The sequence below is a fragment of the Cupriavidus alkaliphilus genome, assembly GCF_014191175.1.
Lineage (GTDB): Bacteria > Pseudomonadota > Gammaproteobacteria > Burkholderiales > Burkholderiaceae > Cupriavidus > Cupriavidus alkaliphilus.
The window spans coordinates 1-24,163 of sequence record NZ_JACHWE010000009.1 but is presented as its reverse complement, the minus strand read 5'-3'; the positions used below and the strand labels follow the sequence as shown (position 1 = coordinate 24,163).

16 protein-coding genes are annotated in these 24,163 nt (G+C 70.7%); 13 read left to right on the top strand and 3 right to left on the bottom strand.

The genetic code is table 11. The annotated features are described in order from the left end of the window. Window positions 1-105: 105 nt before the first annotated feature. The 4 genes from FHX60_RS23800 (at window position 106) to FHX60_RS23785 (ending at window position 10,172) form a co-directional block, all read left to right on the top strand. Window positions 106-6,189, top strand: coding sequence for an Ig-like domain-containing alpha-2-macroglobulin family protein (locus tag FHX60_RS23800; RefSeq protein ID WP_183284833.1), 6,084 nt, complete (start codon window positions 106-108; stop codon window positions 6,187-6,189). Next, a complete protein-coding gene (locus FHX60_RS23795; protein WP_112775955.1) occupies window positions 6,186-6,890 on the top strand; it encodes a lysoplasmalogenase in 705 nt (234 codons plus the stop codon). The genes FHX60_RS23800 and FHX60_RS23795 overlap by 4 nt, the downstream gene beginning before the upstream one ends. Further along, on the top strand, window positions 6,887-9,112 hold the full coding sequence (gene pbpC, locus FHX60_RS23790) for a penicillin-binding protein 1C (protein WP_183284832.1): 2,226 nt from the start codon (window positions 6,887-6,889) through the stop codon (window positions 9,110-9,112). The genes FHX60_RS23795 and pbpC overlap by 4 nt, the downstream gene beginning before the upstream one ends. Window positions 9,113-9,218: 106 nt before the next feature. Continuing rightward, complete coding sequence (locus FHX60_RS23785) at window positions 9,219-10,172, top strand: delta(1)-pyrroline-2-carboxylate reductase family protein (protein WP_183284831.1); 954 nt, start codon at window positions 9,219-9,221, stop codon at window positions 10,170-10,172. Here FHX60_RS23785 and FHX60_RS23780 read toward each other — a convergent pair whose 3' ends face one another. After that, the gene (locus FHX60_RS23780) at window positions 10,173-10,817 is read right to left on the bottom strand and encodes a TetR/AcrR family transcriptional regulator (protein WP_183284830.1); all 645 of its coding nucleotides are present in this window, start codon (window positions 10,815-10,817) and stop codon (window positions 10,173-10,175) included. A 199-nt stretch (window positions 10,818-11,016) separates the two neighbouring features. Between FHX60_RS23780 and FHX60_RS23775 the strand changes: the two genes are divergently transcribed. Beyond that, window positions 11,017-12,996: an alkyl/aryl-sulfatase gene (locus FHX60_RS23775; protein WP_183284829.1), complete on the top strand. Its 1,980-nt coding sequence runs from the start codon at window positions 11,017-11,019 to the stop codon at window positions 12,994-12,996. Window positions 12,997-13,264: 268 nt separating this feature from the next. Further along, complete coding sequence (locus FHX60_RS23770; RefSeq protein WP_092315534.1) at window positions 13,265-13,987, top strand: OmpW/AlkL family protein; 723 nt, start codon at window positions 13,265-13,267, stop codon at window positions 13,985-13,987. Between the two features lie 62 nt (window positions 13,988-14,049). On the opposite strand, the gene FHX60_RS23765 is transcribed toward FHX60_RS23770, so the two are convergent. Beyond that, window positions 14,050-14,250 (bottom strand): heavy-metal-associated domain-containing protein, encoded by a 201-nt coding sequence (locus FHX60_RS23765; protein ID WP_112775950.1) that lies wholly within the window; start codon window positions 14,248-14,250, stop codon window positions 14,050-14,052. Between the two features lie 196 nt (window positions 14,251-14,446). Here FHX60_RS23765 and FHX60_RS23760 point away from each other — a divergent pair, with 196 nt between their 5' ends. The 3 genes from FHX60_RS23760 to FHX60_RS23750 all read left to right on the top strand — a co-directional run bounded on the left by FHX60_RS23760 (window position 14,447) and on the right by FHX60_RS23750 (window position 18,442). Next, entirely contained in the window at window positions 14,447-16,963 is a 2,517-nt protein-coding gene (locus FHX60_RS23760) for a heavy metal translocating P-type ATPase (protein WP_311730599.1), read from the top strand. Next, window positions 16,963-17,373: a Cu(I)-responsive transcriptional regulator gene (gene cueR / locus FHX60_RS23755; RefSeq protein ID WP_092315540.1), complete on the top strand. Its 411-nt coding sequence runs from the start codon at window positions 16,963-16,965 to the stop codon at window positions 17,371-17,373. Before FHX60_RS23760 ends, cueR begins: the two co-directional genes overlap by 1 nt. A 136-nt stretch (window positions 17,374-17,509) precedes the next feature. Continuing rightward, window positions 17,510-18,442 carry an alpha/beta hydrolase gene (locus tag FHX60_RS23750; protein ID WP_183284828.1) on the top strand — a complete coding sequence of 311 codons (933 nt, stop codon included), beginning with the start codon at window positions 17,510-17,512 and terminating at the stop codon, window positions 18,440-18,442. Here the strand turns inward: FHX60_RS23750 and FHX60_RS23745 are convergent. Further along, entirely contained in the window at window positions 18,439-19,326 is an 888-nt protein-coding gene (locus FHX60_RS23745; protein ID WP_183284827.1) for a LysR family transcriptional regulator, read from the bottom strand. The two genes, FHX60_RS23750 and FHX60_RS23745, sit on opposite strands and share 4 nt — an antisense overlap. Before the next feature lie 285 nt (window positions 19,327-19,611). On the opposite strand from FHX60_RS23745, the gene FHX60_RS23740 reads away from it, so the two are divergent. From FHX60_RS23740 to FHX60_RS23725, 4 genes are all read left to right on the top strand, one after another. Then, window positions 19,612-21,108 carry a CoA-acylating methylmalonate-semialdehyde dehydrogenase gene (locus tag FHX60_RS23740; protein ID WP_375790551.1) on the top strand — a complete coding sequence of 499 codons (1,497 nt, stop codon included), beginning with the start codon at window positions 19,612-19,614 and terminating at the stop codon, window positions 21,106-21,108. A 26-nt stretch (window positions 21,109-21,134) separates the two neighbouring features. After that, the gene (locus FHX60_RS23735; protein ID WP_092318360.1) at window positions 21,135-22,826 is read left to right on the top strand and encodes a GMC family oxidoreductase; all 1,692 of its coding nucleotides are present in this window, start codon (window positions 21,135-21,137) and stop codon (window positions 22,824-22,826) included. A 351-nt stretch (window positions 22,827-23,177) separates the two neighbouring features. Further along, the gene (locus tag FHX60_RS23730; protein ID WP_183284825.1) at window positions 23,178-23,954 is read left to right on the top strand and encodes an ABC transporter ATP-binding protein; all 777 of its coding nucleotides are present in this window, start codon (window positions 23,178-23,180) and stop codon (window positions 23,952-23,954) included. 15 nt (window positions 23,955-23,969) lie between these two features. Continuing rightward, window positions 23,970-24,163, top strand: a 194-nt coding sequence (locus FHX60_RS23725; protein ID WP_183284824.1) for an ATP-binding cassette domain-containing protein, incomplete at its 3' end; no start/stop codon positions are given.

The following is a 24,163-nucleotide window of genomic DNA, read 5'->3' as shown; positions in this document are numbered from 1 at the left end:
CGCTTGCCGCAGCGCGTTGCCGGTGCGTGCCGGTCTTGCGCTCTTGTGGCGTGCGTGTCACCCTCGCCGGGTGCCGCAAACGTGGCGGGAACGGAGGATGGCAGGATGAAGGGAATCGTCGCCCGAGCCGATCGGGGTCTTGGCAGTTCGCTACAGCAATCGCACCTGGCGCGGGCCTCTGCGACGGTGGCCTTGGCGGCCGCGCTGGCCAGCCTGGCTGGCGGCGCACTGGCCGCGCAGGTGAGCCGTTTCTCGCCGGAAGGCACGGTGGGCCAGGTGCGGCAGGTGGCGATCCGCTTCGACGAAGCCATGGTGCCGATGGGCGATGTCCAGGCCACGGCGCCCGCGGCGGTTTCCTGTACCGGCGCCAGCACCAGCGGCCAGGCCCGCTGGATCGACGCCAGGAACTGGGTCTACGACTTCGCCGGCGACCTGCCGCCCGGCGTGCGCTGCACCGTGCGCATGCGCGCCGGGCTGCGCAGCGAGGCCGGCAATGCCTATGCCGGCAAGGCGGAATACCGCTTCGAGACCGGCGGCCCGACCGTGGTCTCGAGCCGGCCCTCCGGCGGCGAGATCGAGGAAGACCAGGTCTTCGCGCTGCGCTTCAACGGCGCCGCCACCGCGGCCTCGCTGCGCGAGCACGCCTGGTGCCAGGCGCAGGGGCTGGGCGAGCGTATTCCGGTGCGGCTGCTGGCCGGCAAGGAGCGCGAGACCGTGCTCGAGGCGATCCGCTGGGACCGCCTCGCCAAGCCGGCGCCCGACGCCGTGCACCTGCTTGCGTGCCAGCAGCGGCTGCCCGCCGCGGCGCGCGTGCAGCTGGTACTGGGCGCCGGCATTGCCACGCCGTCCGGCGTAGCCACGCGCGAGGAACGCCGCTTCGACTACACCGTGCGCGAACCGTTTACCGCCAGCTTCAGCTGCGAGCGCGAACATGCGCAGTCGCCCTGCACGCCGCTGCGGCCGATGACGGTGACGTTTTCCGCGCCGGTGCCGCGCAAGCTGGCCGAGAGCGTGGTGCTGAAGACGCCGTCGGGTCCGCGCGCGCCGCAGTTCGATCCCGACCTGGCGCCCGACGCCAGCGTCAGCGCGCTCACCTTTGCCGCGCCGTTCGCCGAGAAGGCGCAGTTCACCATCGAAGTGCCGCGCAAGCTGCAGGACGACAGTGGCCGCGCGCTGGCCAATGCCGACCTGTTCCCGCTCAAGGTGGCCACGGCCGCGATGCCGCCGCTGGCCAAGTTTGCCGCGGCGCCGTTCGGCGTGGTGGAGCGCTTCGGCGAGCTGCCGCGCGGCAAGCCGGCGCAAGACTACCCGCCGCTGCTGCCGGTCACGCTGCGCAATGTCGAAGCCGACCTTGCCGTGCGCGGCGTGCAGGCCCGGGCCGGCACCGTGATGAAGCTGCGCGTCGACGACGATGCCGCCGTGATGCAGTGGCTGGGCCTGGTGCGCCGCCTGCACGAGGCCAGCTACACGCGCGGCGAGCTCGACGCCGTGCTGGCGGGCCGCTCGCCGTACCGCGTCAACAATCCGCGCAACGCGGTGTCGATCGAAACCCGTTCGGTGTCGCTGCTCGAGCGGGCCCCGGGCGTGCAGAAGCTGGCGGTGCCCAAGCCTTCGGGCGATGCGCCGCGGCCGTTCGAGGTGGTCGGCATCCCGTTGCCGGAGCCGGGCTTCCATGTGGTCGAGATCGCCTCGCCGATGCTGGGCGAGGCGCTGCTGGGCAAGCGCGCGCCGATGTACGTGCGCACCGCGGCGCTGGTCACCAACCTGGGCGTGCATTTCAAGCTGGGCCGCAGCAGCGGCAACGAGGATGACGGCAGCCGCAGCGGGGTGGCCTGGGTCACCGCGCTGGACGACGGCAAGCCGGTGCGCGACGCCGCGGTGGCGGTGCGCGACTGCAGCGGGCGCCTGCTGGGCGAAGGCCGTACCGATGCCAGCGGTGTGGCACGCTTTGCCAAACTCGCCGCGGCACCCGAGAGCGCGTGCGACCAGAATGGCCTGTCGGGCTATTTCGTTTCCGCCCGCATCGCGGCCACGCACCCGCAGGCGCGTGGCAAGGCCGACATGGCCTTCGTGATGTCGGACTGGAACCGCGGCATCGAGAGCTGGCGCTTCAACGTGCCGACCGACACCAGCGCCACGCCCACCGTGCGCGCCCACACCATCTTCGACCGCACCCTGTTGCGCGCCGGCGAAACCGTGTCGATGAAGCACCTGATCCGCGCCGAGACCGCGCAGGGCTTTGCCTTGCCGCCGGCGAGCCGTCCGTTGCCCACGCGCGTGACTATCCGCCATGAAGGCAGCGGCCAGAGCTACGAGCTGCCGCTGCAATGGCGCCAGACCGCGACCGGCGGGCGCAGCGCGGAAAGCACCTTCCAGGTGCCCGCGGCGGCCAAGCTCGGGGTCTATACGGTCGAGCTGGAGACGCAGAAGGGCGAGGGCGCCCAGGACGACGGCGGCGCGCGCAGTTACACCAGCGGCAGCTTCCGGGTCGAGGCCTTCCGCCTGCCGGTGCTGGCCGGCACGCTGCAGGCGGCAGGAAAGGCCGGGCCCGTGGTGGCACCGGCCGAACTGCCGGTCGGGGTCGAGATCCACTATCTGTCCGGCGGCGGCGCGGCCGGGCTGCCGGTGCGCGTGTCCGCGCTGCTGCGCGACAAGCACGTGAGCTTCCCCGGCTACGACGAGTTCTCGTTCAACCCGCCGCGCGCGCAGCGCGAAAGCGGCGGCGACGAGGAGATGGACGAAGACCAGCAGGGCGATGCCAGTGCCGACGGCCAGCAGCTGGTCGCCGACAAGCTGCCGCTGACGCTGGACAAGAACGGCAATGGCAGCGTGACGCTGCGCAAGCTGCCCAAGACCGACGCGCCGCGCGACCTGGTGCTCGAAGCCGGCTTTGCCGATCCCAACGGCGAGATCCAGACCCTGCGCCAGACCGTGCCGGTATGGCCGGCGGCGGTGGTGGCCGGCATCCGTACCGACGACTGGGTCTCGGTCAAGCAGAAGCTGGCGGTGCATGGCGTGGTGCTCGACGTCAACGGCAAGCCGGTGGCGGACGCGCCGGTCAAGGTCAATGCGCGCGCGCGCATCACCACCTCGGCGCGCAAGCGCGTGGTGGGCGGCTTCTACCGCTATGACAACCGCACCGAGACGCGCGAGCTCGGCACCGTGTGCGAAACCCGCACCGATGCGCAGGGGCGCGCGCGCTGCGAGGTGGCGCTGGAGCAGGCCGGCCAGATCGAACTGGTGGCGAATGCGCGCGACAAGGACGGCCGCACCGCGCAGGCCGCCACGACGGTGTGGGTCACGCGTCAGGGCGAGCTGTGGTTCGGCGGCGAGAACCATGACCGCATCGACCTGCTGCCCGAGAAGAAGTCCTACGCGCCGGGTGACACCGCGGTGTTCCAGGTGCGCATGCCGTTCCGCCACGCCACCGCGCTGGTGGCGGTGGAGCGTGAAGGCATCTACCAGACCCAGGTGGTGGAGCTGCACGGCAGCGATCCGACCGTGCGCGTGCAGGTGAAGCCGGAATGGGGACCCAACGTCTACGTGTCGGTGCTGGCCCTGCGCGGGCGCTTGCACGAGGTGCCGTGGTATTCGTTCTTCACCTGGGGCTGGCGCCAGCCGGGCGAGTGGTGGCGCGCGTTCCGCAGCGAAGGGCGCGAGTATGCGGCGCCCACCGCGCTGGTCGACCTGTCCAAGCCGGCCTTCCGGCTGGGGCTGGCCGAGATCCGCGTCGGCAACGCCGGCCACCGGCTCGACGTCGCCGTGACCCCCGACAAGACCAGCTATCCGGTGCGCGGCAAGGCGCGCGTGGCGATCCAGGTCAGGCTGCCCGACGGCAAGCCCGCCGCCAACGGCGAAGTGGCGCTGGCCGCGGTGGACCAGGCGCTGCTGGAACTGATGCCCAATACCAGCTGGGACCTGCTCGACGCGATGCTGCAGCGGCGCGGCTACGGCGTCGAAACCTCGACCGCGCAGATGGAGATCATCGGGCGCCGCCACTACGGGCGCAAGGCGGTGCCGGCGGGCGGCGGCGGTGGCAAGAGCCCCACGCGCGAACTGTTCGACACGCTGCTGCTGTGGAACCCGCGCGTGCAGCTCGACGCCGAGGGCCGGGCCAGCGTGGAGGTGCCGCTCAACGATTCGCTGACCAGCTTCCGCATCGTCGCGGTGGCGGACCTGGGGCTGGGCCGCTTCGGCACCGGCAGCGCCACCATCGCCGCCACGCAGGATCTGCAAGTGATTTCCGGCCTGCCGCCGCTGGTGCGCGAGGACGACCGCTACCGCGCCATGTTCACGCTGCGCAATACCACCAAGCGTGCCATGACGGTGCAGGCCAGCGCGCGCGGCACGCTGCTCGGCAATGAATCGGGCCTGCCGGCGCAGACCGTGCAGATTCCCGCGGGCGAGGCGCGCGAGATTGGCTGGGACGTGACCGCGCCCGCGCTGCTGGCCTACGCGCGCACCGGCACCGTGATGTGGGAAGTGCAGGCCAGCGAGCAAGCGGGTGGACGTGATGCCGTAGGTGCTTCCGACCGCATCAAGGTGTCGCAGCAGATCGTGCCGGCGGTGCCGGTCACGGTGCAGCAGGCCACGCTGGCGCAGGTGGCGCCGTCGCTGTCGATCCCGCTCAAGGCGCCGCCGGGCGCGCTGGCCGATCCGGCCGGCAAGGTGCGCGGCGGGGTGCAGGTCAACTTCCAGTCGTCGCTGGCGGGCGGCATGCCGGGCGTGCGCGAGTGGTTCCGCAACTATCCGTTCACGTGTCTGGAGCAGCGCGCCTCGAAAGCCATCGGCCTGAACGACAGCGCCGCCTGGGACGCGCTGATGGCGCAGCTGCCGTCCTACCTCGATGCCAACGGCCTGGCCTCTTACTTCCCGCTGAGCAGCGACAGCGACTACGGCAGCGAAGTGCTGACCGCCTACCTGCTGGCGGTGACCGATGAAGCCGCGCGCGCCGGACAGGCACTGCGCATTCCCGACGCGCAGCGCGCGCAGATGGAGCGCGGCCTGGCGGACTTCGTCGAGGGCCGCATCCGCCGCGACAGCTGGTCGCCGGTGGGCGGCACGCAGTATCTGGAGGTGCGCAAGCTGGCCGCGCTCGAGGCGCTGTCGCGCACCGGCCATGCGCAGGCGCGCATGCTGGGATCGATCCAGATCCTGCCGGCGCAATGGCCGACCTCCGCGTTGCTGGACTGGACCCTGCTGCTGACGCGCGTGCAGGACATCCCGCAGCGCGAGCAGCGCCTGGCCGAGGCGCAGCAGCTGCTGCGCTCGCGCCTGACGGTGCAGGGCACGCGCCTGGCGTTCTCCACCGAGCGCAACGACAACTGGTGGTGGATGATGGCCGGCGGCGACGTGAATGCCGCGCGCCTGCTGGCGCTGGCGTCGGAGCTGCCGGGCTGGAAAGAGGATGCGCCGCAACTGGCCACAGGGCTGCTCGGACGCCAGGTGCATGGCGCCTGGGGCACCACCACTGCCAATGCCTGGGGCATGCTGGCGGTGACGCGCTTTGCGCAGGCGTTCGAAAAGACGCCGGTGGCCGGCACCACGCGCGCCAGCATCAGCCATGCCGCCGACGCCGCGCGCAGTTTCGACTGGGCGCGCGCGCAGCGCAGCGACGGCGTGGCGCAGGGCAGCGTCGACCTGCCATGGCCGGCCGCTGCCGAAGGCGGCACGCTGCAGGTGGAACAGGCGGGCGCGGGCCAGCCGTGGGCCACGGTGCGCGCCATGGCGGCGGTGCCGGTGACCGCGCCGCTGGCCGCCGGCTACCGCATCCAGCGCACCGTGACGCCGCAGGAGCAGGCGGTGCCGGGCAAGTGGTCGCGCGGCGACGTCTATCGCGTCAAGCTGGAGATCGATGCGCAGGCCGACATGACCTGGGTGGTGGTCAGCGATCCGGTACCCGCCGGCGCCACCATCCTGGGCAGCGGCCTGGGCCGCGACTCGGCCATCGCCGCGCGCGGCGAGCGTCGCCAGGGCGCGGCGTGGCCGGCCTATGTCGAGCGCACGCCGCAGGCCTATCGCGAGTACTTCGGCTACCTGCCCAAGGGCAAGGTCTCGGTCGAATACACGGTGCGGCTGAACAATGCCGGCGACTTCGCGCTGCCGCCCACGCGGGTCGAGGCGATGTACGCGCCCGACGTGTTCGGCGTGGCGCCCAATGCGCGGCTGGCAGTGGGGGCACGCCCATGAGCTGGCTGGCGATGATGATGCCGGCGCGCGTGCGCGAGTGGTGGCTCGCGGGCGCGATGGCCGGCCTCATCTACGGCGCGCTGCTGGTGCAGGTGGCGCTGGACCTTCCCGAGGGCGCGCCGCTGACCGGGCATATCGCCATGCAGCCGGCGTGGAAGACGGCGATGGCGGTGCTGCTGGCGCGCGCCGCGTGGTTCCATCGCGTCCCCGGCGAGCGCCGCTGGCTGGTCACGGCGCTGCTGTGCTCGGCGCTGGGGGATTTCCTGCTGGCGCTGCCGACGCTGTCATTCTCGTTCGTGGGCGGGCTCGGCGCCTTCCTGCTGGCGCACCTGGCCTACCTGCGCCTGCTGGTGCCGCTGGCGGGCGACACCCGCGCGCACCGGCTGATTGCCTGCGGCGCCATGCTCGGCGTGGCGGGCACCATGCTGGGCCGCTTCTGGCCCAACCTCGGCACGCTCGCCGTGCCGGTGACGCTGTACGTGGGCGTGCTTGCCGCGATGGTGTGCAGCGCGCTGGTGGCGCGCCTGCCGACGCCGCTGGCGGCGCTGGGGGCGCTGTGCTTTGCCGCGTCAGACCTGATGATCGGCATTGCGCGCTTCCTGGTGCCATTCGAATCGTTCCAGCTGGGCATCTGGTGGACCTACGCCGCGGCGCAGGTGCTGCTGGTGGCCGGGCTGGTATCGGGACGCACGCAGCCATGACGCGGCGCCTGGCTCTGGTTGCGATGGCGGTGGCGCTGGCCTGGCCGGCGCCGGCCGCGGCCTTGCCCAGCTTCGCGCAGGTGCGCGCCGACTGGCGCAGCGCCGACGTGGTGGTGCTGGACCGCGACGGCGAGCCGGTGGGCCGCGTGCGCGACGACTTCCGCGCGCGCCGCGGCGACTGGGTGGCGCTGGCCGACACCTCGCCCGCGCTGCGCACCGCCATCGTGCTGTCGGAGGACCGGCGCTTCTATGCGCATAGTGGCGTCGACTGGCACGGGGTGGCCGCGGCGGCCTGGGCCAATTTGTGGAACACGCGCACGCGCGGGGCTTCCACGCTGACGATGCAGCTGGCCGGCCTGCTCGATGAAGACCTGCGCCGCCCGGGCGCGCCGGGGCAGGGCCGCAGCCTTACGCAGAAGCTGGGGCAGGCGGCCGGTGCCGCGGTGCTGGAACGCAGCTGGAGCAAGGACCAGATCCTGGAGGCCTACCTCAACCTGGTGCCGTTCCGCGGCGAACTGGTGGGCCTGTCGGCGATGTCGCAGGTGCTGTTCGGCAAATACCCCGAGGGGCTCGATGCGCGCGAATCGGCGCTGGCGGTGGCGCTGGTGCGCGCGCCCAATGCGCGCGCGGCGCAGGTGGTCAGCCGTGCCTGCGGCATCCTGCGCGAGATGCGCCTGCCGCGCGAATGCGACGGCCTCGAAGGCTTTGCGCAACTGGCGCTGCTGCGCACCGGCCCGGTGGCGCAGCGCGCCGCGGCGGCCGCGCCGTCGGCGGGGTTCAGGCAGCTGGCGCCGCACCTGTCGCGGCACCTGGTCAGCGAGACCCGTGCGCAGCTGCCCGCCGGCGCCGCCATGCCCGCGCGCATCGCATCGACGCTCGACGCCCGCCTGCAACGCGCTGCCGTGGCCAGCCTGGACCGCCACCTGCGCGAACTGGCCGGACGCAATGTCGAGGACGGCGCGGTGGTGGTGATCGACAACGCCAGCGGCGACGTGCTGGCCTACGTCGGCTCGTCCGGCGCGCTGTCCGGCGCCGCGCAGGTCGACCACGCGGCGGCGCTGCGCCAGGCGGGATCGACGCTCAAGCCTTTCCTGTATCAGCAGGCGCTGGAAGAGAAGCGGCTGACCGCGGCCTCGCTGCTCGATGACCGGCCGGTGAACCTGCCGGTCGGCGGCGGGCTCTACGTGCCGCAGAACTACGACCACCGCTATGCCGGCTGGGTCAGCCTGCGCGCGTCGCTGGCGGCATCGCTGAACGTGCCGGCGGTGCGCACGCTGGTGATGGTGACCCCGCACCGCTTCCACAAGCGCCTGGTGGCGCTGGGGCTGCCGCTGACCGAGGCGGGCGACTACTACGGCTACAGCCTGGCGCTGGGCAGCGCGGATGTGTCGCTGCTGGCGCTGACCAATGCCTACCGCGCGCTCGCCAATGGCGGCAGCTACGCGCCGCCGCGTTTGCGGCAAGGCGCGCCGGCCGTGCCGGCAACGCGCGTGATGCAGGCGGGCGCAAGCTACGTGATCGCCGACATCCTGTCCGACCGCCATGCCCGCGCCCGCACCTTCGGCCTCGACAGCCCGCTCACCACGCGCTTCTGGACCGCGGTGAAGACCGGCACCAGCAAGGACATGCGCGACAACTGGTGCATCGGCTGGTCGCGGCACTACACCGTGGGCGTGTGGGTCGGCAATGCCAGCGGCGCCAGCATGCGCGACGTGTCCGGGGTGTCGGGCGCGGCCCCGGTGTGGCACGACGTGATGGAAGTCCTGCACCAGGCGCGCGCCAGCCTCGCGCCCGCGATGCCCGCCGGGGTGGAGCGCGTGGCGCTGCGCTTCGACGACGGGCTGGAGCCTGCGCGCGATGAAGTGTTCCTGGCGGGCACCGCGGTCCGGCAGGTCAGTGTGGCGGCGCCCGCGGCGCGCCCGGGCGCGCCCATGATTGCCACGCCGGCCGACGGCACCGTGTTTGCGCTGGATCCCGACATGCCGCCGGCCGCGCAGCGGGTGTGGTTCCATGCGCAGGGCGTAGCCGGCCAGTCGGCACGCGCGGTCAGCTGGCGCATGGACGGCAAGCCGCTGGGGCGGGGCGGCGAGGTGGCATGGCTGCCCTGGCCGGGGCGCCACCAGGTGGAGCTGCTCGACGCGGCCGGCAAGGTGGTGGACCGCATCGGCATCGAAGTGCGCGGCGCTTCGGTGCGCGCGCCCGGGCCCGCGGCCCGGCACTGAGGCCCGGCACTGAGGCTCGTATCGAAGTGCTCGGACCCGCGCCGCGGCCAACGCCGGTGGCCGTGGGCAATAATGGCGCTTCGACATATTCCGCAGGAGCCCGCGCATGTCCCTCGTTGCCCTCGATGCCGCCGCCACCGCGGCGCGCCTGCCGTATCCCGAACTGGCGCAAGCCATTGCCGACATGCTGGCCGAACTGCGCGACGGCACCGCCATGGCGCCGCCGCGCATCGCGCTGCCGGTCGGCGACACGCAGCAGGGGGCGGGCACGCTGCTGGTCATGCCCGCGCGCAATCGCCGGCTGGTGATGACCAAGAACATCACCGTGCATCCCGGCAATCCGCAACGCGGCCTGCCCAGCATCCTCGGTGAAGTGGTGGTGGCCGATGCGCATACCGGCGCGCGCATCGCCATGCTCGACGGTCCCACCGTCACCGGGCGGCGCACCGCGGCGGTGTCGCTGCTGGCGGCGCAGCGCTTTGCCGCGCGCCCCGATGGCGAGCTGCTGATCGTCGGCGCGGGGGTGCAGGCGCTGACGCACCTGGAGGCCTTCGTCGCCGGACTGGGCGTGCGCCGGCTGTGGCTGCATTCGCGCACGCGCGACAAGGCCGAGGCGCTGGCCGCGCATGCGCGCACGCTGGGGCTGGAAGCGCAGGTGGCCGAATCGGTCGCGGCGGTATTGCCGCGCGTGTCGATGGTGGTCACGGTGACTTCGAGCCGCAGCCCGGTGCTGCCGGACCTGGACAGCGGCCTCTGGCGCGACCATCACTTCATTGCCGCGGTCGGCGCCTTCCGGCCCGACATGTGCGAACTGCCGCCGGCGCTGTGCCATGCCGCCGCGGAGCATGGGCGGCTGCTGGCCGATACCCTGTTCGGCATCGAGGACGAGGCGGGCGACCTGCTCCAGGCCGGCATCGACTGGGCCGAGGTGCAGCCGTTCGAGACCGCGATCCTGCAGGCCGACGCGATCCGCGCGCGCACCGGCAGCCCGCTGGTGTTCAAGAGCGTGGGCTATGCGCTGTGGGACCTGGCCGCGTGCGTGCTCGCCAGCCGCGGCTGATCAGCGCTCGCGGTCGCGCTCGCGCAGCCAGTCGGCGAACAGGTCGCGCGCCGGCGCCAGGAAGGCGGCGATCGGTTCGCTGCGGTCGCTGGCGTACCAGTGGCAGTAGCAGCCGTGGATGGCGGCGATCATCAGGCGCGCCATCGGCGCGGGCAGCGGACGGCCGGGCGCCGACAGCGCGGCCACCAGGTCTTGCACGTGGCTATCCCAGCTGCGGCGGATTTCCTCGCGCACGCTGGCCGGCACGCTGCCGGAAAACAGCAGGGCCAGCACCACGCCCTTGGCTTCGGGATTGGCGGTGAGATAGTCGGCGACGCCGTCGAAGCTGTTCTCGAGCCGCCGCGCCGCGGTCCTGCCGTGGTGGGGCTCGGCGCCCAGCGCCTCGCCGATCTGGCGGAACAGGCTGGTGGCGGCCTCCGCCAGCAGCATCTCCTTGCTGCCGAAATGCCAGAGCAGGCTGCTCTTGGCGACGCCGGCCTCGGCCGAAATCTGATCGAGCGTCACCTCGGCGTAGCCATGCGCGCTGATCAGCCCGCGCGTGACCGCGAGCACGCGTTCGCGGGTTTCGAGCCCGCGCCGGTTCTTGGCGACCGGCGCGGCGGGGGTGGGGGCGGTGCGCTCGGCGGACTGGCGGGTCGGTGGCATGGATGGGGGCGGCAAAAAGTGGGGCAGCAAAAGGTGGAGCGGCAAAAGGTGGAGCGGGACAAGGCGTCGGCGGCCGGGCTCTATTTGACAGCAGACGAGGTCTGCCAGCAAACTCCTGAATTGTACTGAACGTTCAGCACAATGATATAAGCGCTGCCGGCCGCCTGCCCGCGCCGGGCGCAGGATCCAGGAGACCAAGATGCCGAATCCGACTGCCTTTGCCGCCGCCACCGCGCTGGCCGCCGCCTTGAGCCTTGCGGGGACCGCCGGTGCCGCCCCCGCCGCCGGCGCAGGCAAGCCCGCCACCGATGCCACCGCCCGTGCCAATGCTGCCGTACTGCAGCAGCTTCCGTTCCAGGACCGGCGCGACTTCGACGCCGCGCGCCGCGGCTTCATCGGCACGCTCGACCAGACCGAGATCCGCGACGCCAGGGGCAACGTGGTGTGGACACTGGAGCCATACGATTTCCTCAAGCCGGAAACCGCGCCCGCCACGGTCAATCCCAGCCTCTGGCGCCAGGCGCGCCTGAACCTGCACCATGGCCTGTTCCAGGTGACCGATCGCATCTACCAGGTGCGCGGCTTCGATATCGCCAACATGACCATCATCGAGGGCGATACCGGCCTGATCGTGATCGACCCGCTGACCGCGATGGAAACCTCGCGCGCCGGCCTCGAGCTTTACTTCCGGCACCGGCCGAAGAAGCCGGTGGTGGCGGTGATCTACACCCACAGCCATGGCGACCACTTCGGCGGCGTCAAGGGCGTCATCAGCGAGGACGACGTCAAGGCCGGCCGGGTCAGGGTGCTGGCGCCGGAAGGCTTCATGGAAGAAGCCGTCAGCGAGAACGTCTTCGCCGGAAACGCCATGAGCCGCCGCGCGCAGTATATGTATGGCTTCAACCTGCCGCGCTCGGCCACCGGCCAGGTGGACGTGGGGCTGGGCAAGGCCGTCGCGCAGGGCACGCTGACGCTGATCCCGCCGACCGACCTGATTCACAAGACCGGCGACACCCGCACCGTCGACGGCGTGCAGATCGAATTCCTGATGGCGCCCGGCACCGAGGCCCCGGCCGAGATGCTGATGTACTTCCCGCAATGGCAGGCCTTGTGCGCCGCCGAGGACGCCACCCACAACCTGCATAATCTCTACACTATCCGCGGCGCCCAGGTGCGCGACGCCAACCAGTGGTGGCGCGCGCTGGACGAGACCATCGACCGTTTCGGCGCCCGCACCGAGGTGCTGTTCGCCCAGCACCACTGGCCCACCTGGGGCCGCCAGGAGATCGTCACTTACCTGGGCAAGCAGCGCGACGGCTACAAGTACATCCACGACCAGTCGCTGCGGCTGGCCAACCTCGGCTACGTGCCGGCCGAGATCGCCGAGCGCGTGAAGCTGCCGCCCTCGCTGGCGAGCGAGTGGCACCTGCGCGACTACTACGGCACCGTCAGCCACAACGCCAAGGCGGTGTACCAGCGCTACCTGGGCTGGTATGACGCGAACCCGGCCAACCTGAACCCGCTGCCGCCGGAAGAGGCGGGCAAGCGCTATGTCGAATTCATGGGCGGCGCGGCGCGCGTGCTGGAGCAGGCCCGCGTCGCCTATGCGCGCGGCGAGTACCGCTGGGTTGCCGAGGTGGTCAAGCACGTGGTCTTTGCCGACCCTTCCAACCAGGCGGCGCGGCAGCTCGAGGCCGATGCGCTGGAGCAGCTTGGCTACCAGGCGGAATCGTCGACCTGGCGCAACGCCTACCTGAGCGGCGCCGCCGAGTTGCGCGCCGGCCCGCCCAAGACCGGCCGCCGCGCCGGCAGCCCGGACGTGCTGCGCGCGATGACCGACACCATGTTCCTGGACTACCTGGCGATCAGCCTGAACGGCGACCGTGCCGCCGGCAAGACGCTGGCGCTGAACTGGGTACAGCCGGACACCGGCAAGCGTTTCGCGCTGACCGTGGAGAACGGCGTGTTCCGCTACAAGCCCGACGCGCAGCACGCCGCGCCGCAGGCCACCCTGACCATACCGCGCGCCGTGCTGATGGGCGTGCTGGCCGGCCAGACCACGCTGACGGCAGAAACCCAGGCGGGCCGCGCGCGCGTCGAGGGGGACCCGCAGGCGCTGGCGGCGTGGGCCGGGCTGATGGACAAGGCCGAGCCGAACTTCGCCATCGTCACGCCCTGACGGCTTTGGCGTATGCGGGCGCGCAGCTGCTGTTGCGCGCCCGGCACCGAAAACCGCTTCTGTGTAAGGGTTTTTCCCGCCAGCCCACATAAACCGTTGCGTGGAGGCAGCGGATGGTGGCCGATAGTGCCGCTGCCACGCCATTTCCTCATGGTTAACCCTCCTTTTAGGGGGCAGCCTCTACGAATCCGTGTCATTGATGAAACAACCCGGCGCGGGCTCGCCGGATAATGCACGCGGCAGTTACCGAATGAGGAGTATGAGGATTATGAAATCGACCTATAAGAAGATGCTGGCCGCGGGCGCCGTGATGGCGCTGACCGGAGCCGCACACGCGCAGTCCGCGGGCAGCAATATCGTCAGCCTGGGCTGGTTCCGCGTGATGCCGAACAGCTCCGCCGATCCGCTGACCGTGGACAGCATCGGCGGCCGCCCGGTCGGCATGACCCGGCCCAACACCGGCGCGGAAATCGAGTCCGCCGACACGCTGGGGCTGGCCTTCAGCCACTACTTTACCGACAACATCTCCGGCGAGATCGTTGCGGGCATTCCCCCCAAGCATGACGTCAAGGGGACCGGCAACTACGCCCAGTATGGCAAGCTGGGTTCGGTCAAGCAGTGGAGTCCGGCGCTGGTGGTCAAGTACCACTTCTTCGACGCCAAGACCAAGTTCCGTCCCTATGTCGGCATCGGCGTGAACTACACCTGGTTCACCGACGAGACCATCACCAACCAGAACTTCGTCAACCACGAGTTCGCGCCGGGGGCACGCATGACCGCGAGCGCCAAGCCGTCGTGGAACCCGGTGTTCAATATCGGCGCCAACTACGCCATCAACGACAACTGGTTCGTCGGCCTGTCCGTGTCCTATGTGCCGGTGTCGACCCGGGCCTCGTTCACCACCCAGGCGGGGCCGGTGACGATCCAGTCGCACACCAAGATCAAGATCGATCCGGTGGTGACGTTCCTGAACGTGGGCTACCGCTTCTGAGCGCGGCACACCACAAGCAAAAGGGCGCCCGGGGGCGCCCTTTTTGCTGCCAAGGCGATGGCTCAGGCCACCGACCTGACCGGATAGCCGGCTTCCTCGATGGCCTCGCGCAACGCCTGCGTGTCGGCGCCGCTGTCGACGCGAACGGACTGGGCCGGCACATCCGCGCTGACGCGCGCGGCGGGGTCGACGGCGAGCACGGCGCGCGTGATGGCGCCGACGCAGTGGTTGCACGTCATGCCTTCTACCTGGAACTGGATCATGCTGGAACGCTCCTGAACGGGATGGAAACGCGGCATCGGGCCGCGACAGATTCAGTGTGAACCTTGCCACGATGGGAAGCGCAAGGGGAAATTTCTGTTGTGAAGGTGGTGCTGGCGTCATCTGCAGCGGCCCTTGACCTTCCAATGATGGTAAGGTCCATGATGCTGACATCGACACTGTGGATGACTCAGAACCATGCCAGATTCCAGCGCTGTGCTCGCTCCCCAACCGGTCCGCACGGACTACCACCCGTCCGCCGACGCCATGCCCGAGTGGCGGCTGCCGGTCGAAGGCATGACCTGCGCTTCCTGCGTGGGACGCGTCGAAAAGGCCCTGGCCAAGGTGCCGGGCGTGCGTGACGTGGCCGTCAACCTGGCTACCGAGGCCGCCACGCTGCGCGCGGCGTCCGCCGCGGTGCTGCCCGCCGCCGCGCGTGCCGTGGCCGACGCCGGCTACAGCGTGCCGCGCGACACCCTCGAACTGAATATCGCCGACATGACCTGCGCCTCGTGCGTGGCGCGGGTCGAAAAGGCGCTGCGCGCCGTGCCGGGCGTGGTCGAGGCCACCGTCAACCTGGCCACCGAGCGCGCCAGCGTGACGCTGCTGCGCGGCGCCGCCGATGCCGCGGCGCTGGTCAGCGCGGTCGCGCGTGCCGGCTATGGCGCGACGCCGGTGGCCGATGCGGTGCAGGCGGGCGCCACGGCCCAGCCCGGCCAGGCCACGCGCCCGGCGTTCTGGGACGGCCCGTGGCCGGTGGCGATCTCGGCGGCGCTGTCGTTGCCGCTGGTAGCGCCGATGGTGCTGGAATGGTTCGGCGTGCACTGGATGCTGCCGGCGTGGGTGCAGTGGCTGCTGGCCACGCCGGTGCAGTTCGTGTTCGGCTGGCGCTTCTACAAGGCCGGCTGGAAGGCGGTGCGCGCCGGCGCGGGCAATATGGACCTGCTGGTGGCGCTCGGCACCACCGCCGCCTACGGGCTGTCGCTGTGGCTGATGTGGCGCACGCCAGCCGATGCCATGCCGCACCTGTACTTCGAGAGCGCGGCGGTGGTGATCACGCTGGTGCGCCTGGGCAAGTGGCTGGAGACGCGCGCCAAGCGCCAGACCGCCGATGCCATCCGCGCGTTGGCGGCGTTGCGTCCCGATACCGCGCGGGTGCGGCGCGGCGGTGCCGAGTACAGCGTGCCGCTGTCCGCCGTGACCGTCGGCGACGAAATCGTGGTGCGCCCCGGCGAGCGCATCCCGGTGGACGCCGAGGTGGTCGAAGGCACCAGCCATGCCGATGAATCGATGCTGACCGGCGAAAGCCTGCCGGTGCCCAAGCAGCCCGGCGACCGCATTACCGGCGGCGCCATCAATTTCGAGGGCCTGCTGGTGGCGCGCACCGTGGCGGTGGGCGCCGAGACCGTGCTCGCGCGCATCATCCGCATGGTCGAGCACGCGCAGGCGGCCAAGGCGCCGATCCAGCGGCTGGTCGACCGCGTCAGTGCGGTGTTCGTGCCGGTGGTGCTGGTCATTGCGCTGGTGACGGTGCTGGGCTGGGGTCTCTTTGCCGGCGACTGGGAAGCGGCGCTGCTCAATGCCGTGGCGGTGCTGGTGATCGCCTGCCCGTGCGCGCTGGGGCTGGCCACGCCCACCGCGATCATGGCCGGCACCGGCGCCGGCGCGCGCGCCGGCATCCTGATCAAGGACGCCGAGGCGCTGGAAGTCGCGCACCGGGTCGGGGTGGTGGCGTTCGACAAGACCGGCACGCTGACGGTGGGCAAGCCCGAAGTGGTGGCGCTGCATGCGGCCGATCCTGCCGACGCCGACGGCAGCGCGTTGCTGGCGCAGCTGGCCGCGCTGCAGGCCGGCAGCGAGCATCCGCTGGCGCGGGCGGTGCTGGCCGCGGCGCAGGCGCGCGGCATCGCCGTGCCGGTGGCCGGCGGCGTGCAGGCCCTGCCGGGCCGCGGCATTGCCGGCGTGGTCGACGGCCAGGCGCTGCAACTGGGCAGCGAGCGCCTGCGCGAGTCGCTTGGTGCGCCGGCCGGCGCGCTGGCCGCGGTGGCGGAGCGGTTGCAGGCGCAAGGGCGCACCGTGTCGTGGCTGGTGCAGACCACGCCGCCGCGCGTGGCCGGGCTGGTCGCGTTCGGCGATGCCATCAAGCCGGGCGCGCCGGCGGCGATCGCCAGGCTGCGCGCCGCCGGCGTGCGCACGGTGATGCTGACCGGCGACAACGCCGGCGCCGCGGCGCGGGTGGCGCAGGCGCTTGGGCTGGATGACGTGCAGGCCGAAGTCCTGCCCGAAGACAAGGCCGCGCGTGTGCAGGCGCTGGGCCGCGATGGCGCGGTGGTGGCGATGGTGGGCGACGGCATCAACGATGCGCCCGCGCTGGCCGCGGCCGACGTGGGCATTGCCATGTCGACCGGCACCGACGTCGCCATGCATGCCGCCGGCATCACGCTGATGCGCGGCGACCCGGCGCTGGTGGCCGATGCGCTGGCGGTCTCGCACCGCACCGTGCGCAAGATCCGCCAGAACCTGTTCTGGGCCTTTTTCTATAACGTGGTGGGCATTCCGCTGGCCGCGGCAGGCATGCTCAATCCGGTGGTGGCGGGCGCGGCGATGGCGTTCTCCAGCGTCAGCGTGGTCGGCAATGCGCTGCTGCTGCGCCGCTGGCGCGCCCAGGCCGGCACCGCGCCGGCCGCTTCCGCCGCGGCCCAGGGAGGCGAGTGATGAATATCGGCGAAGCGGCGCAGGCCTCGGGCGTATCGGCCAAGATGATCCGCCACTATGAATCGATCGGGCTGGTGGCGACGCCGCCGCGCACCGAAGGCGGCTACCGCCGCTATGACGAACGCGCGGTGCATACCTTGCGCTTCGTGCGGCGTGCCCGTAATCTCGGATTTTCGCTCGACGAGATCCGCAACCTGCTGTCGCTGTGGCACGACCGCGACCGCGCCAGCGCCGACGTCAAGGCGCTGACGCTGCGGCATGTGGCCGACCTGGAGCAGCGCATCGCCGAACTGGCGGCTATGCGCGACACGCTGCGCGAGCTGGCGCGGCACTGCAGTGGCGACCACCGCCCTGACTGCCCGATCCTGGCCGACATGGCGCAGCCGGACGTGCCGGCCTGCCACGGCTAGGCGATGGCCAAGCGATGGCTTAAACCCCGGTTGCAGCCATGGCAGGGCCGGCACATGCCGGCGCAGCGGACTCCATAACAACAACGATAGCTGGCGTCGCGCCTGGCCCGCGCGCGCCGGCAGGAGACCTGTGCAAATGGAACAGCCGATGACGGACGATCCGGCCATGGCCGGCGTTGCCAGCCCCGCCGCCGCAAGCCCGGCGGGCGCGCATGCGCCGGTGCAGAGCCGCCAGCGCATGCGTGACGGCACCGAACTATTGCTCCGTACCTGGCAACCCGACCCGGCTCGCTTTGCCGAACCGCTCGGCTCGGTGCTGCTGGTGCACGGGCTTGCCGAACACGCCGGGCGCTACCAGCATGTCGCCGATCTGCTGTGCGGCCTGGGGCTGCGCGTGCGCGCCTTCGACCTGCGCGGCCACGGCGCCAGCGGCGGCGCGCGCATGGTCGTGGACCATCCGGACGCCTACCTGAACGACCTGGCCGAGATCTACGATGCCGCGGTGCCGGGCTGGCATGAACTGCCGATCCTGCTCGGCCACAGCATGGGCGGGCTGATCGCGGCGCGCTTTGCCACCGCGCGGGTGCGACCGGTGCGCGCGCTGGTGCTGTCGTCGCCGGCGCTGGCGCTGCGGCTGTCCCGGCCGGCGCTGACGCTGCACCGCGTGCTGCTGACGCTGGCGCCGCGGCTGCGCGTGCCCAATCCGATCGATGCGCGGCACCTGTCGCATGACCCGGCGGTGGTCGCCGCCTACCGCGCCGATCCGCTGGTGCAGACCACCATCAGCGCCGGCGTGCTGGAAGGATTTATCCGCGGCATGGCGCAGGCGCAGGCCGACGCGGCGCTGCTGGAAGCACCCACGCTGATGCTGGTCGGCGGCGCCGACCGCGTGGTCGACCCGGCCGGCAGCCGCGCCTTCTTCGACGGTGCGCCGCCCGACTTGCGCGAACAGGTCTGGTTCGACCACGGCTACCACGAGATCTTCAATGAAGCGCAGCCGCTGCGCGGCGAAGTGTTCGCGGCGCTGACCGGCTGGCTGCAGCGCCGGCTGGCCAGCCCGCAGCGCTAGGTACGGAACACCGATTCGGCGACACCGAATATCGCGGCGACCACCGGGTCGTCGCGGCGCGCGGTCAGGCAGACCAGGGTCAGCTCGGTCTGCACCGAGACCCCTTCGACGATCACCAGCCCGTGCGCATGCGATTCGCGCAGCGCAATCGCATCGCGCACCAGCGACAGCCCCACGCCGGAGCGCACCAGGTCGCGCATCGATGCTTCCTGGTCGACGTGCGCCACCTTGGGCACGGTGGCGGGGTCCACGCCCGCCTGCGCGAAGTGCGCCGACAGCAGCCGGTTGTGCGCCGACTCGGGCGGTGTCCAGATCCATGGCAGCGTCGCCAGCTGCGCCCACGAGCGCAGCGCGGTGCGCTCTTTCCAGCCCTTGGGCGCGACCACGTAATACGAGAACGGTGTCAGCGTGAGTGCGTGGAAGCCGGCTTCCGCCGGCTGCCCGAGGTAGAAGCCCACATCGAGCGCGCCGCTGCGTATCTGCTGCAGCACCCAGCCCGACATGCCGTGGCGCAGCTCCGTGCCGATCTGCGGATGGCGCTCGACCAGCGTGCGCAGCATCGGGCCCAGCCGCGTGAATTCCGGATCGAGGATAGTGCCGATCGCGAGTCGCCCACGCACGGTGTGATGCATGGCGTTGACGGTGTGCTGCAGGTCGCCCACGCCATCGAGGATGCGCTCGGCCAGCGGCAGCAGCGCGGCGCCGTCGGCGGTCAGCGTCAGGCCCGCCGCGGTGCGTTCGAACAGCCGGACGCGCCAGGCCGACTGCAGCGCCTTCAGCTGCAGGCTGACCGCGGGCTGGGTCAGGTGCAGGCGCTGCGCGGCGCGGGTCAGGTTGCCTTCGCGCGCGACGGCAACAAAGGCGCGCAGGTGGTGGAGGTCCAAGGGGCGGGGCGAGGTTGGCGGTGGTGCGTCGCAATATTTTGCGCGGCTTATATTGCGATTGACGATAAATCATTGGACGGGGCCGCGCAACTGCACCAAGCTTGCGCTCAACCATGGCCCGAAGTCTTGTGCCGCACGCCATACGTGGCGGAGGCGGGGCGCGGCGCAGCGTGGCAGCGTCTTCACCAGACGCAAAGATAGACGGGACGGACCGGAGGCAGAATCGCTCCGGGGAACCAGCATTCAGGAGCGGAAGTGGAAGACATCCTTGCAGAGGCCAGCGCAGTGCAGGCCATCATCGGCCATAGTATTGCGGGCCGGCAGACACGCGGCGCCTCGCAGCGCCTGGCCGACGTATTCAATCCCGCCACTGGCGAAGTCGCCGCGCGCGTCGCGCTGGGCACCGCGCAGGACGTGGCCGATGCCGTCGCCGCCGCCAAGGCCGCCTTCCCGGCGTGGGCCGACACCCCGCCGCTGCGCCGCGCGCGCATCCTGTTCAAGTTCAAGGAACTGCTGGACCAGCACCACGACGATCTCGCCGCGCTGATCACGCGCGAGCACGGCAAGGTGTTCTCGGATGCGAAGGGCGAGGTCACGCGCGGCATCGAGGTGGTGGAGTTCGCCTGCGGCATCCCCAACCTGCTCAAGACCGATTTCACCGACAACATCGGCGGCGGCATCGACAACTGGAACCTGCGCCAGCCGCTGGGCGTGGTGGCCGGCATCACCCCGTTCAACTTCCCGGTGATGGTGCCGATGTGGATGTTCCCGGTGGCGCTGGCGTGCGGCAATACCTTCGTGCTCAAGCCGTCCGAGCGCGATCCGTCGCCGAGCCTGCTGATTGCCGATCTGCTGCGCCAGGCCGGCCTGCCCGATGGCGTGTTCAACGTGGTGCAGGGCGACAAGGAAGCGGTCGACGCGCTGCTCGCGCACCCCGACGTGCAGGCGCTGTCGTTCGTCGGCTCGACCCCGATCGCCGAGTACATCTATACCGAAGGCACCCGGCACGGCAAGCGCGTGCAGGCGCTGGGCGGCGCCAAGAACCACCTGGTGGTGATGCCCGACGCGGACCTGGACCAGGCCGTCGACGCGCTGATCGGCGCCGCCTATGGCTCGGCCGGCGAGCGCTGCATGGCGATCTCGGTGGCGGTGGCGGTCGGCGAGGTGGCCGACCAGCTGGTGCCGCGGCTGGCCGAACGCGCGCGGGCGCTGAAGATCCGCAACGGCATGGAGGCCGATGCCGAGATGGGCCCGCTGGTGACCGGCGCGCACAAGGCCAAGGTCGAGGGCTATATCGCCAGGGGCGTGGCCGAGGGCGCGACGCTGGTGACCGATGGCCGCGGCCACCAGGTCGACGGCCACGAGAACGGCTTCTACGTCGGCGGCACGCTGTTCGACCATGTGACGCCGGAGATGACGATCTACAAGGAAGAGATCTTCGGCCCGGTGCTGTCGGTGGTGCGGGTGCACGACTTTGCCGAGGCGGTGGCGCTGATCAACGCGCACGAGTACGGCAACGGCGTGTCGTGCTACACCAGCGACGGCGGCATCGCGCGCGCGTTCGCGCGGCAGATCCAGGTGGGCATGGTCGGCATCAACGTGCCGATCCCGGTGCCGATGGCGTGGCATTCGTTCGGCGGCTGGAAGCGCTCGCTGTTCGGCGACCACCATGCCTATGGCGAAGAGGGCGTGCGCTTCTACACGCGCTACAAGAGCGTGATGCAGCGCTGGCCGGACTCGATCGCCAAGGGCGCGGAGTTCACCATGCCGGTGGCGAAATAAACCCGACCATCACCATAACAGGCGCCATGGAGACATTCGACTACATCATCGTGGGGGCCGGTTCGGCCGGCTGTGTCCTGGCGAACCGGCTGACGCAGGACCCGGACGTCAACGTGCTGCTGCTGGAAGCCGGCGGCAAGGACGATTACCACTGGATCCACATCCCGGTGGGCTACCTCTACTGCATCGGCAACCCGCGTACCGACTGGCTCTATCGCACCGAAGCCGAAGCTGGGCTGAACGGGCGCTCGCTGGGCTATCCGCGCGGGCGCGTGCTGGGTGGCTGCTCGTCGATCAACGGCATGATCTACATGCGCGGCCAGCGCGAGGACTATGACGAGTGGGCGCGGCTGACCGGCGACGACGGCTGGCGCTGGGACAACGTGCTGCCGCTGTTCAAGCGCAGCGAAGACCATCACCGCGGCCCAAGCGAATTCCACGGCGCGGGCGGCGAATGGCGCGTGGAGGGGCAGCGCCTGCGCTGGGACATCCTGGAGCGTTTTGCCGATGCCGCCGAGGAAGCGGGGATCCCGCGCACCGACGACTTCAACCGCGGCGACAATTTCGGTGTCGGCTATTTCGAAGTGAACCAGCGCCGCGGCATCCGCTGGAATACCGCCAAGGCGTTCCTGCGGCGCGCCTCGGAGCGGCCCAACCTGACCATCGTCACCGGCGCGCAGGTGAGCGGGCTGAGCTTCGACGGGCGCCGCTGCACCGGCGTCAACTATCTGGGCGGCGGCCGCGCGCATGCGGCGGCGGCCACGCTCGAGGTGATCCTCGCCGCCGGCGCGGTCAACACGCCGCAATTGCTCGAGCTGTCCGGCATCGGCCAGGCCGAACGGCTGCAGGCGCTGGGCATTCCGGTGCGCCACGCGCTGCCCGGCGTGGGCGAGAACCTGCAGGACCACCTGCAGCTGCGCAGCGTGGTCAAGGTCAACGGCGTGCGCACGCTGAACACGCGCGCCGCCAGCCTGTGGGGCAAGTTCTGCATCGGCGTGCAGTACGCCTTCAACCAGAGCGGGCCGATGAGCATGGCGCCATCGCAGCTGGGCGCGTTCGCGCGCTCGGATCCGTCGCAGGCGCGGCCGAACATCGAGTACCACGTGCAACCGCTGTCGCTGGACAAGTTCGGCGATCCGCTCCATGCCTTCAACGCCTTTACCGCCAGCGCCTGCAACCTGCGCCCGACCTCGCGCGGCAGCGTGCATGCCGGCAGCGCGGATTTCCGCCAGGCGCCGGTGATCGCGCCCAACTACCTGTCGACCGACGAGGACCGCAAGGTCGCCGCCGATTCGATCCGGCTCACGCGCCGCATCGTCGCGTCGCCGGCGCTGGCGCCGTACCGGCCCGAGGAATGGCTGCCGGGACCGGCGTTCCAGAGTGACGACGAACTGGCCGAAGCCGCCGGCAATATCGGCACCACCATCTTCCATCCGGTGGGCACCTGCAAGATGGGCCGCGGCGACGATCCCATGGCGGTGGTCGACCATCGGCTGCGCGTGCTGGGAGTGCAGGGGCTGCGCGTGGTCGACGCCTCGGTGATGCCGCTGATCACGTCGGGCAACACCAACTCGCCGACCATCATGATCGCCGAGCGCGCCAGCGACATGATCCGCGAAGACCGCAGGCAGCGCGCCATGCCGACTGAAGTGGCAAGCCCGGCGCAGGCGCAGGCCGAAGCCGGTTCCGTGCCCGTGACAGCGGCGTCGAGCGCTTGAAGCGCCGCGCCACATGACCACCGGCGGGGCGGTGGTCGTGTGACCCGAGCGGCGCTTGTGCGGCCGCAAAAAAACTGACACTTGGTTCATGTTTCATAGTGCAAACCCCGATGTTTTGCGATGCAACAGGCGCACACAATAGACGCCTCACAGGGTGCTCCGGCCGCACATGCCATGCCGCCGCCGACACCCGCGCGGGAGCCGCCCCGCACAGATAAAACCCGCAGGCCTGGCCGGCAACCACGGCGAGCCTGACGGAACAAGCGGCAGTAAGGGCCTACAAGGCCGGTTCGGACCATTGTCAGTGCCGGGCATCACCCCGGCAGTTCAGCAAGAGGGCGGGCAGGAGACATGAACCAGCAGGAAACCATCCTGGAAACGCGGAACCTCACCAAGGAGTTCAAGGGGTTCACGGCGGTGAGCGACGTCAACCTGCGGGTGCGCCGCGGCTCGATCCATGCGTTGATCGGCCCCAATGGCGCGGGCAAGACCACTTGCTTCAACCTGCTCACCAAGTTCCTGGAGCCGACCACCGGCACCATCCTATTCAACGGCATCGACATCACACGGGAAAAGCCGGCGCAGATCGCTCGGCGCGGCGTGATCCGCTCGTTCCAGATCTCGGCGGTGTTCCCGCACCTGACGGTGATGGAGAACGTGCGCATCGGGCTGCAGCGGCAACTTGGCACCGCGTACCAGTTCTGGCGCAGCGAGCGCTCGCTCGATGTGCTCAACGACCGCGCCATGGAGCTGCTCGACCAGGTCGGCCTGACCGAGTTCGCGCTTACGCTCACGGTGAACCTGCCGTACGGGCGCAAGCGCGCGCTGGAGATCGCCACCACGCTGGCGATGGAGCCCGAGCTGATGCTGCTCGACGAGCCCACCCAGGGCATGGGCCACGAGGACGTGGACCGCGTCACGCAGCTGATCAAGCAGGTCTCGGCGGGCCGCACCATCCTGATGGTGGAGCACAACATGAGCGTGGTCTCGTCGATTGCCGACAAGATCACGGTGCTGCAGCGCGGCGCGGTGCTGGCCGAAGGCCCGTATGCGGAAGTGTCGAGGGACCCGCGCGTGATGGAGGCCTACATGGGCACCGCCGACGCGGAACTGCAGGGCGCGCACTGAGGCCGGGGACGACACATGAGCACAGCCATTACTCCCGCCCTGGAAATCAAGGGGCTGCACGCCTGGTACGGCGAATCGCACATCCTGCACGGCGTCGACCTGACCGTGAACCCAGGCGAGGTGGTCACGCTGCTGGGCCGCAACGGCGCCGGGCGCACCACCACGCTGCGCGCGATCATGGGCCTGACCGGCGCGCGCAAGGGCTCGAT

Excerpts from the sequence above, each read along its gene's own strand:
- FHX60_RS23800 (WP_183284833.1), top strand. The coding sequence starts at position 106 with ATGAAGGGAATCGTCGCCCGAGCCGATCGGGGTCTTGGCAGTTCGCTA.
- FHX60_RS23795 (WP_112775955.1), top strand. The coding sequence starts at position 6,186 with ATGAGCTGGCTGGCGATGATGATGCCGGCGCGCGTGCGCGAGTGGTGG.
- pbpC (WP_183284832.1), top strand. The coding sequence starts at position 6,887 with ATGACGCGGCGCCTGGCTCTGGTTGCGATGGCGGTGGCGCTGGCCTGG.
- FHX60_RS23785 (WP_183284831.1), top strand. The coding sequence starts at position 9,219 with ATGTCCCTCGTTGCCCTCGATGCCGCCGCCACCGCGGCGCGCCTGCCG.
- FHX60_RS23780 (WP_183284830.1), bottom strand. The coding sequence starts at position 10,817 with ATGCCACCGACCCGCCAGTCCGCCGAGCGCACCGCCCCCACCCCCGCC.
- FHX60_RS23775 (WP_183284829.1), top strand. The coding sequence starts at position 11,017 with ATGCCGAATCCGACTGCCTTTGCCGCCGCCACCGCGCTGGCCGCCGCC.
- FHX60_RS23770 (WP_092315534.1), top strand. The coding sequence starts at position 13,265 with ATGAAATCGACCTATAAGAAGATGCTGGCCGCGGGCGCCGTGATGGCG.
- FHX60_RS23765 (WP_112775950.1), bottom strand. The coding sequence starts at position 14,250 with ATGATCCAGTTCCAGGTAGAAGGCATGACGTGCAACCACTGCGTCGGC.
- FHX60_RS23760 (WP_311730599.1), top strand. The coding sequence starts at position 14,447 with ATGCCAGATTCCAGCGCTGTGCTCGCTCCCCAACCGGTCCGCACGGAC.
- cueR (WP_092315540.1), top strand. The coding sequence starts at position 16,963 with ATGAATATCGGCGAAGCGGCGCAGGCCTCGGGCGTATCGGCCAAGATG.
- FHX60_RS23750 (WP_183284828.1), top strand. The coding sequence starts at position 17,510 with ATGGAACAGCCGATGACGGACGATCCGGCCATGGCCGGCGTTGCCAGC.
- FHX60_RS23735 (WP_092318360.1), top strand. The coding sequence starts at position 21,135 with ATGGAGACATTCGACTACATCATCGTGGGGGCCGGTTCGGCCGGCTGT.
- FHX60_RS23730 (WP_183284825.1), top strand. The coding sequence starts at position 23,178 with ATGAACCAGCAGGAAACCATCCTGGAAACGCGGAACCTCACCAAGGAG.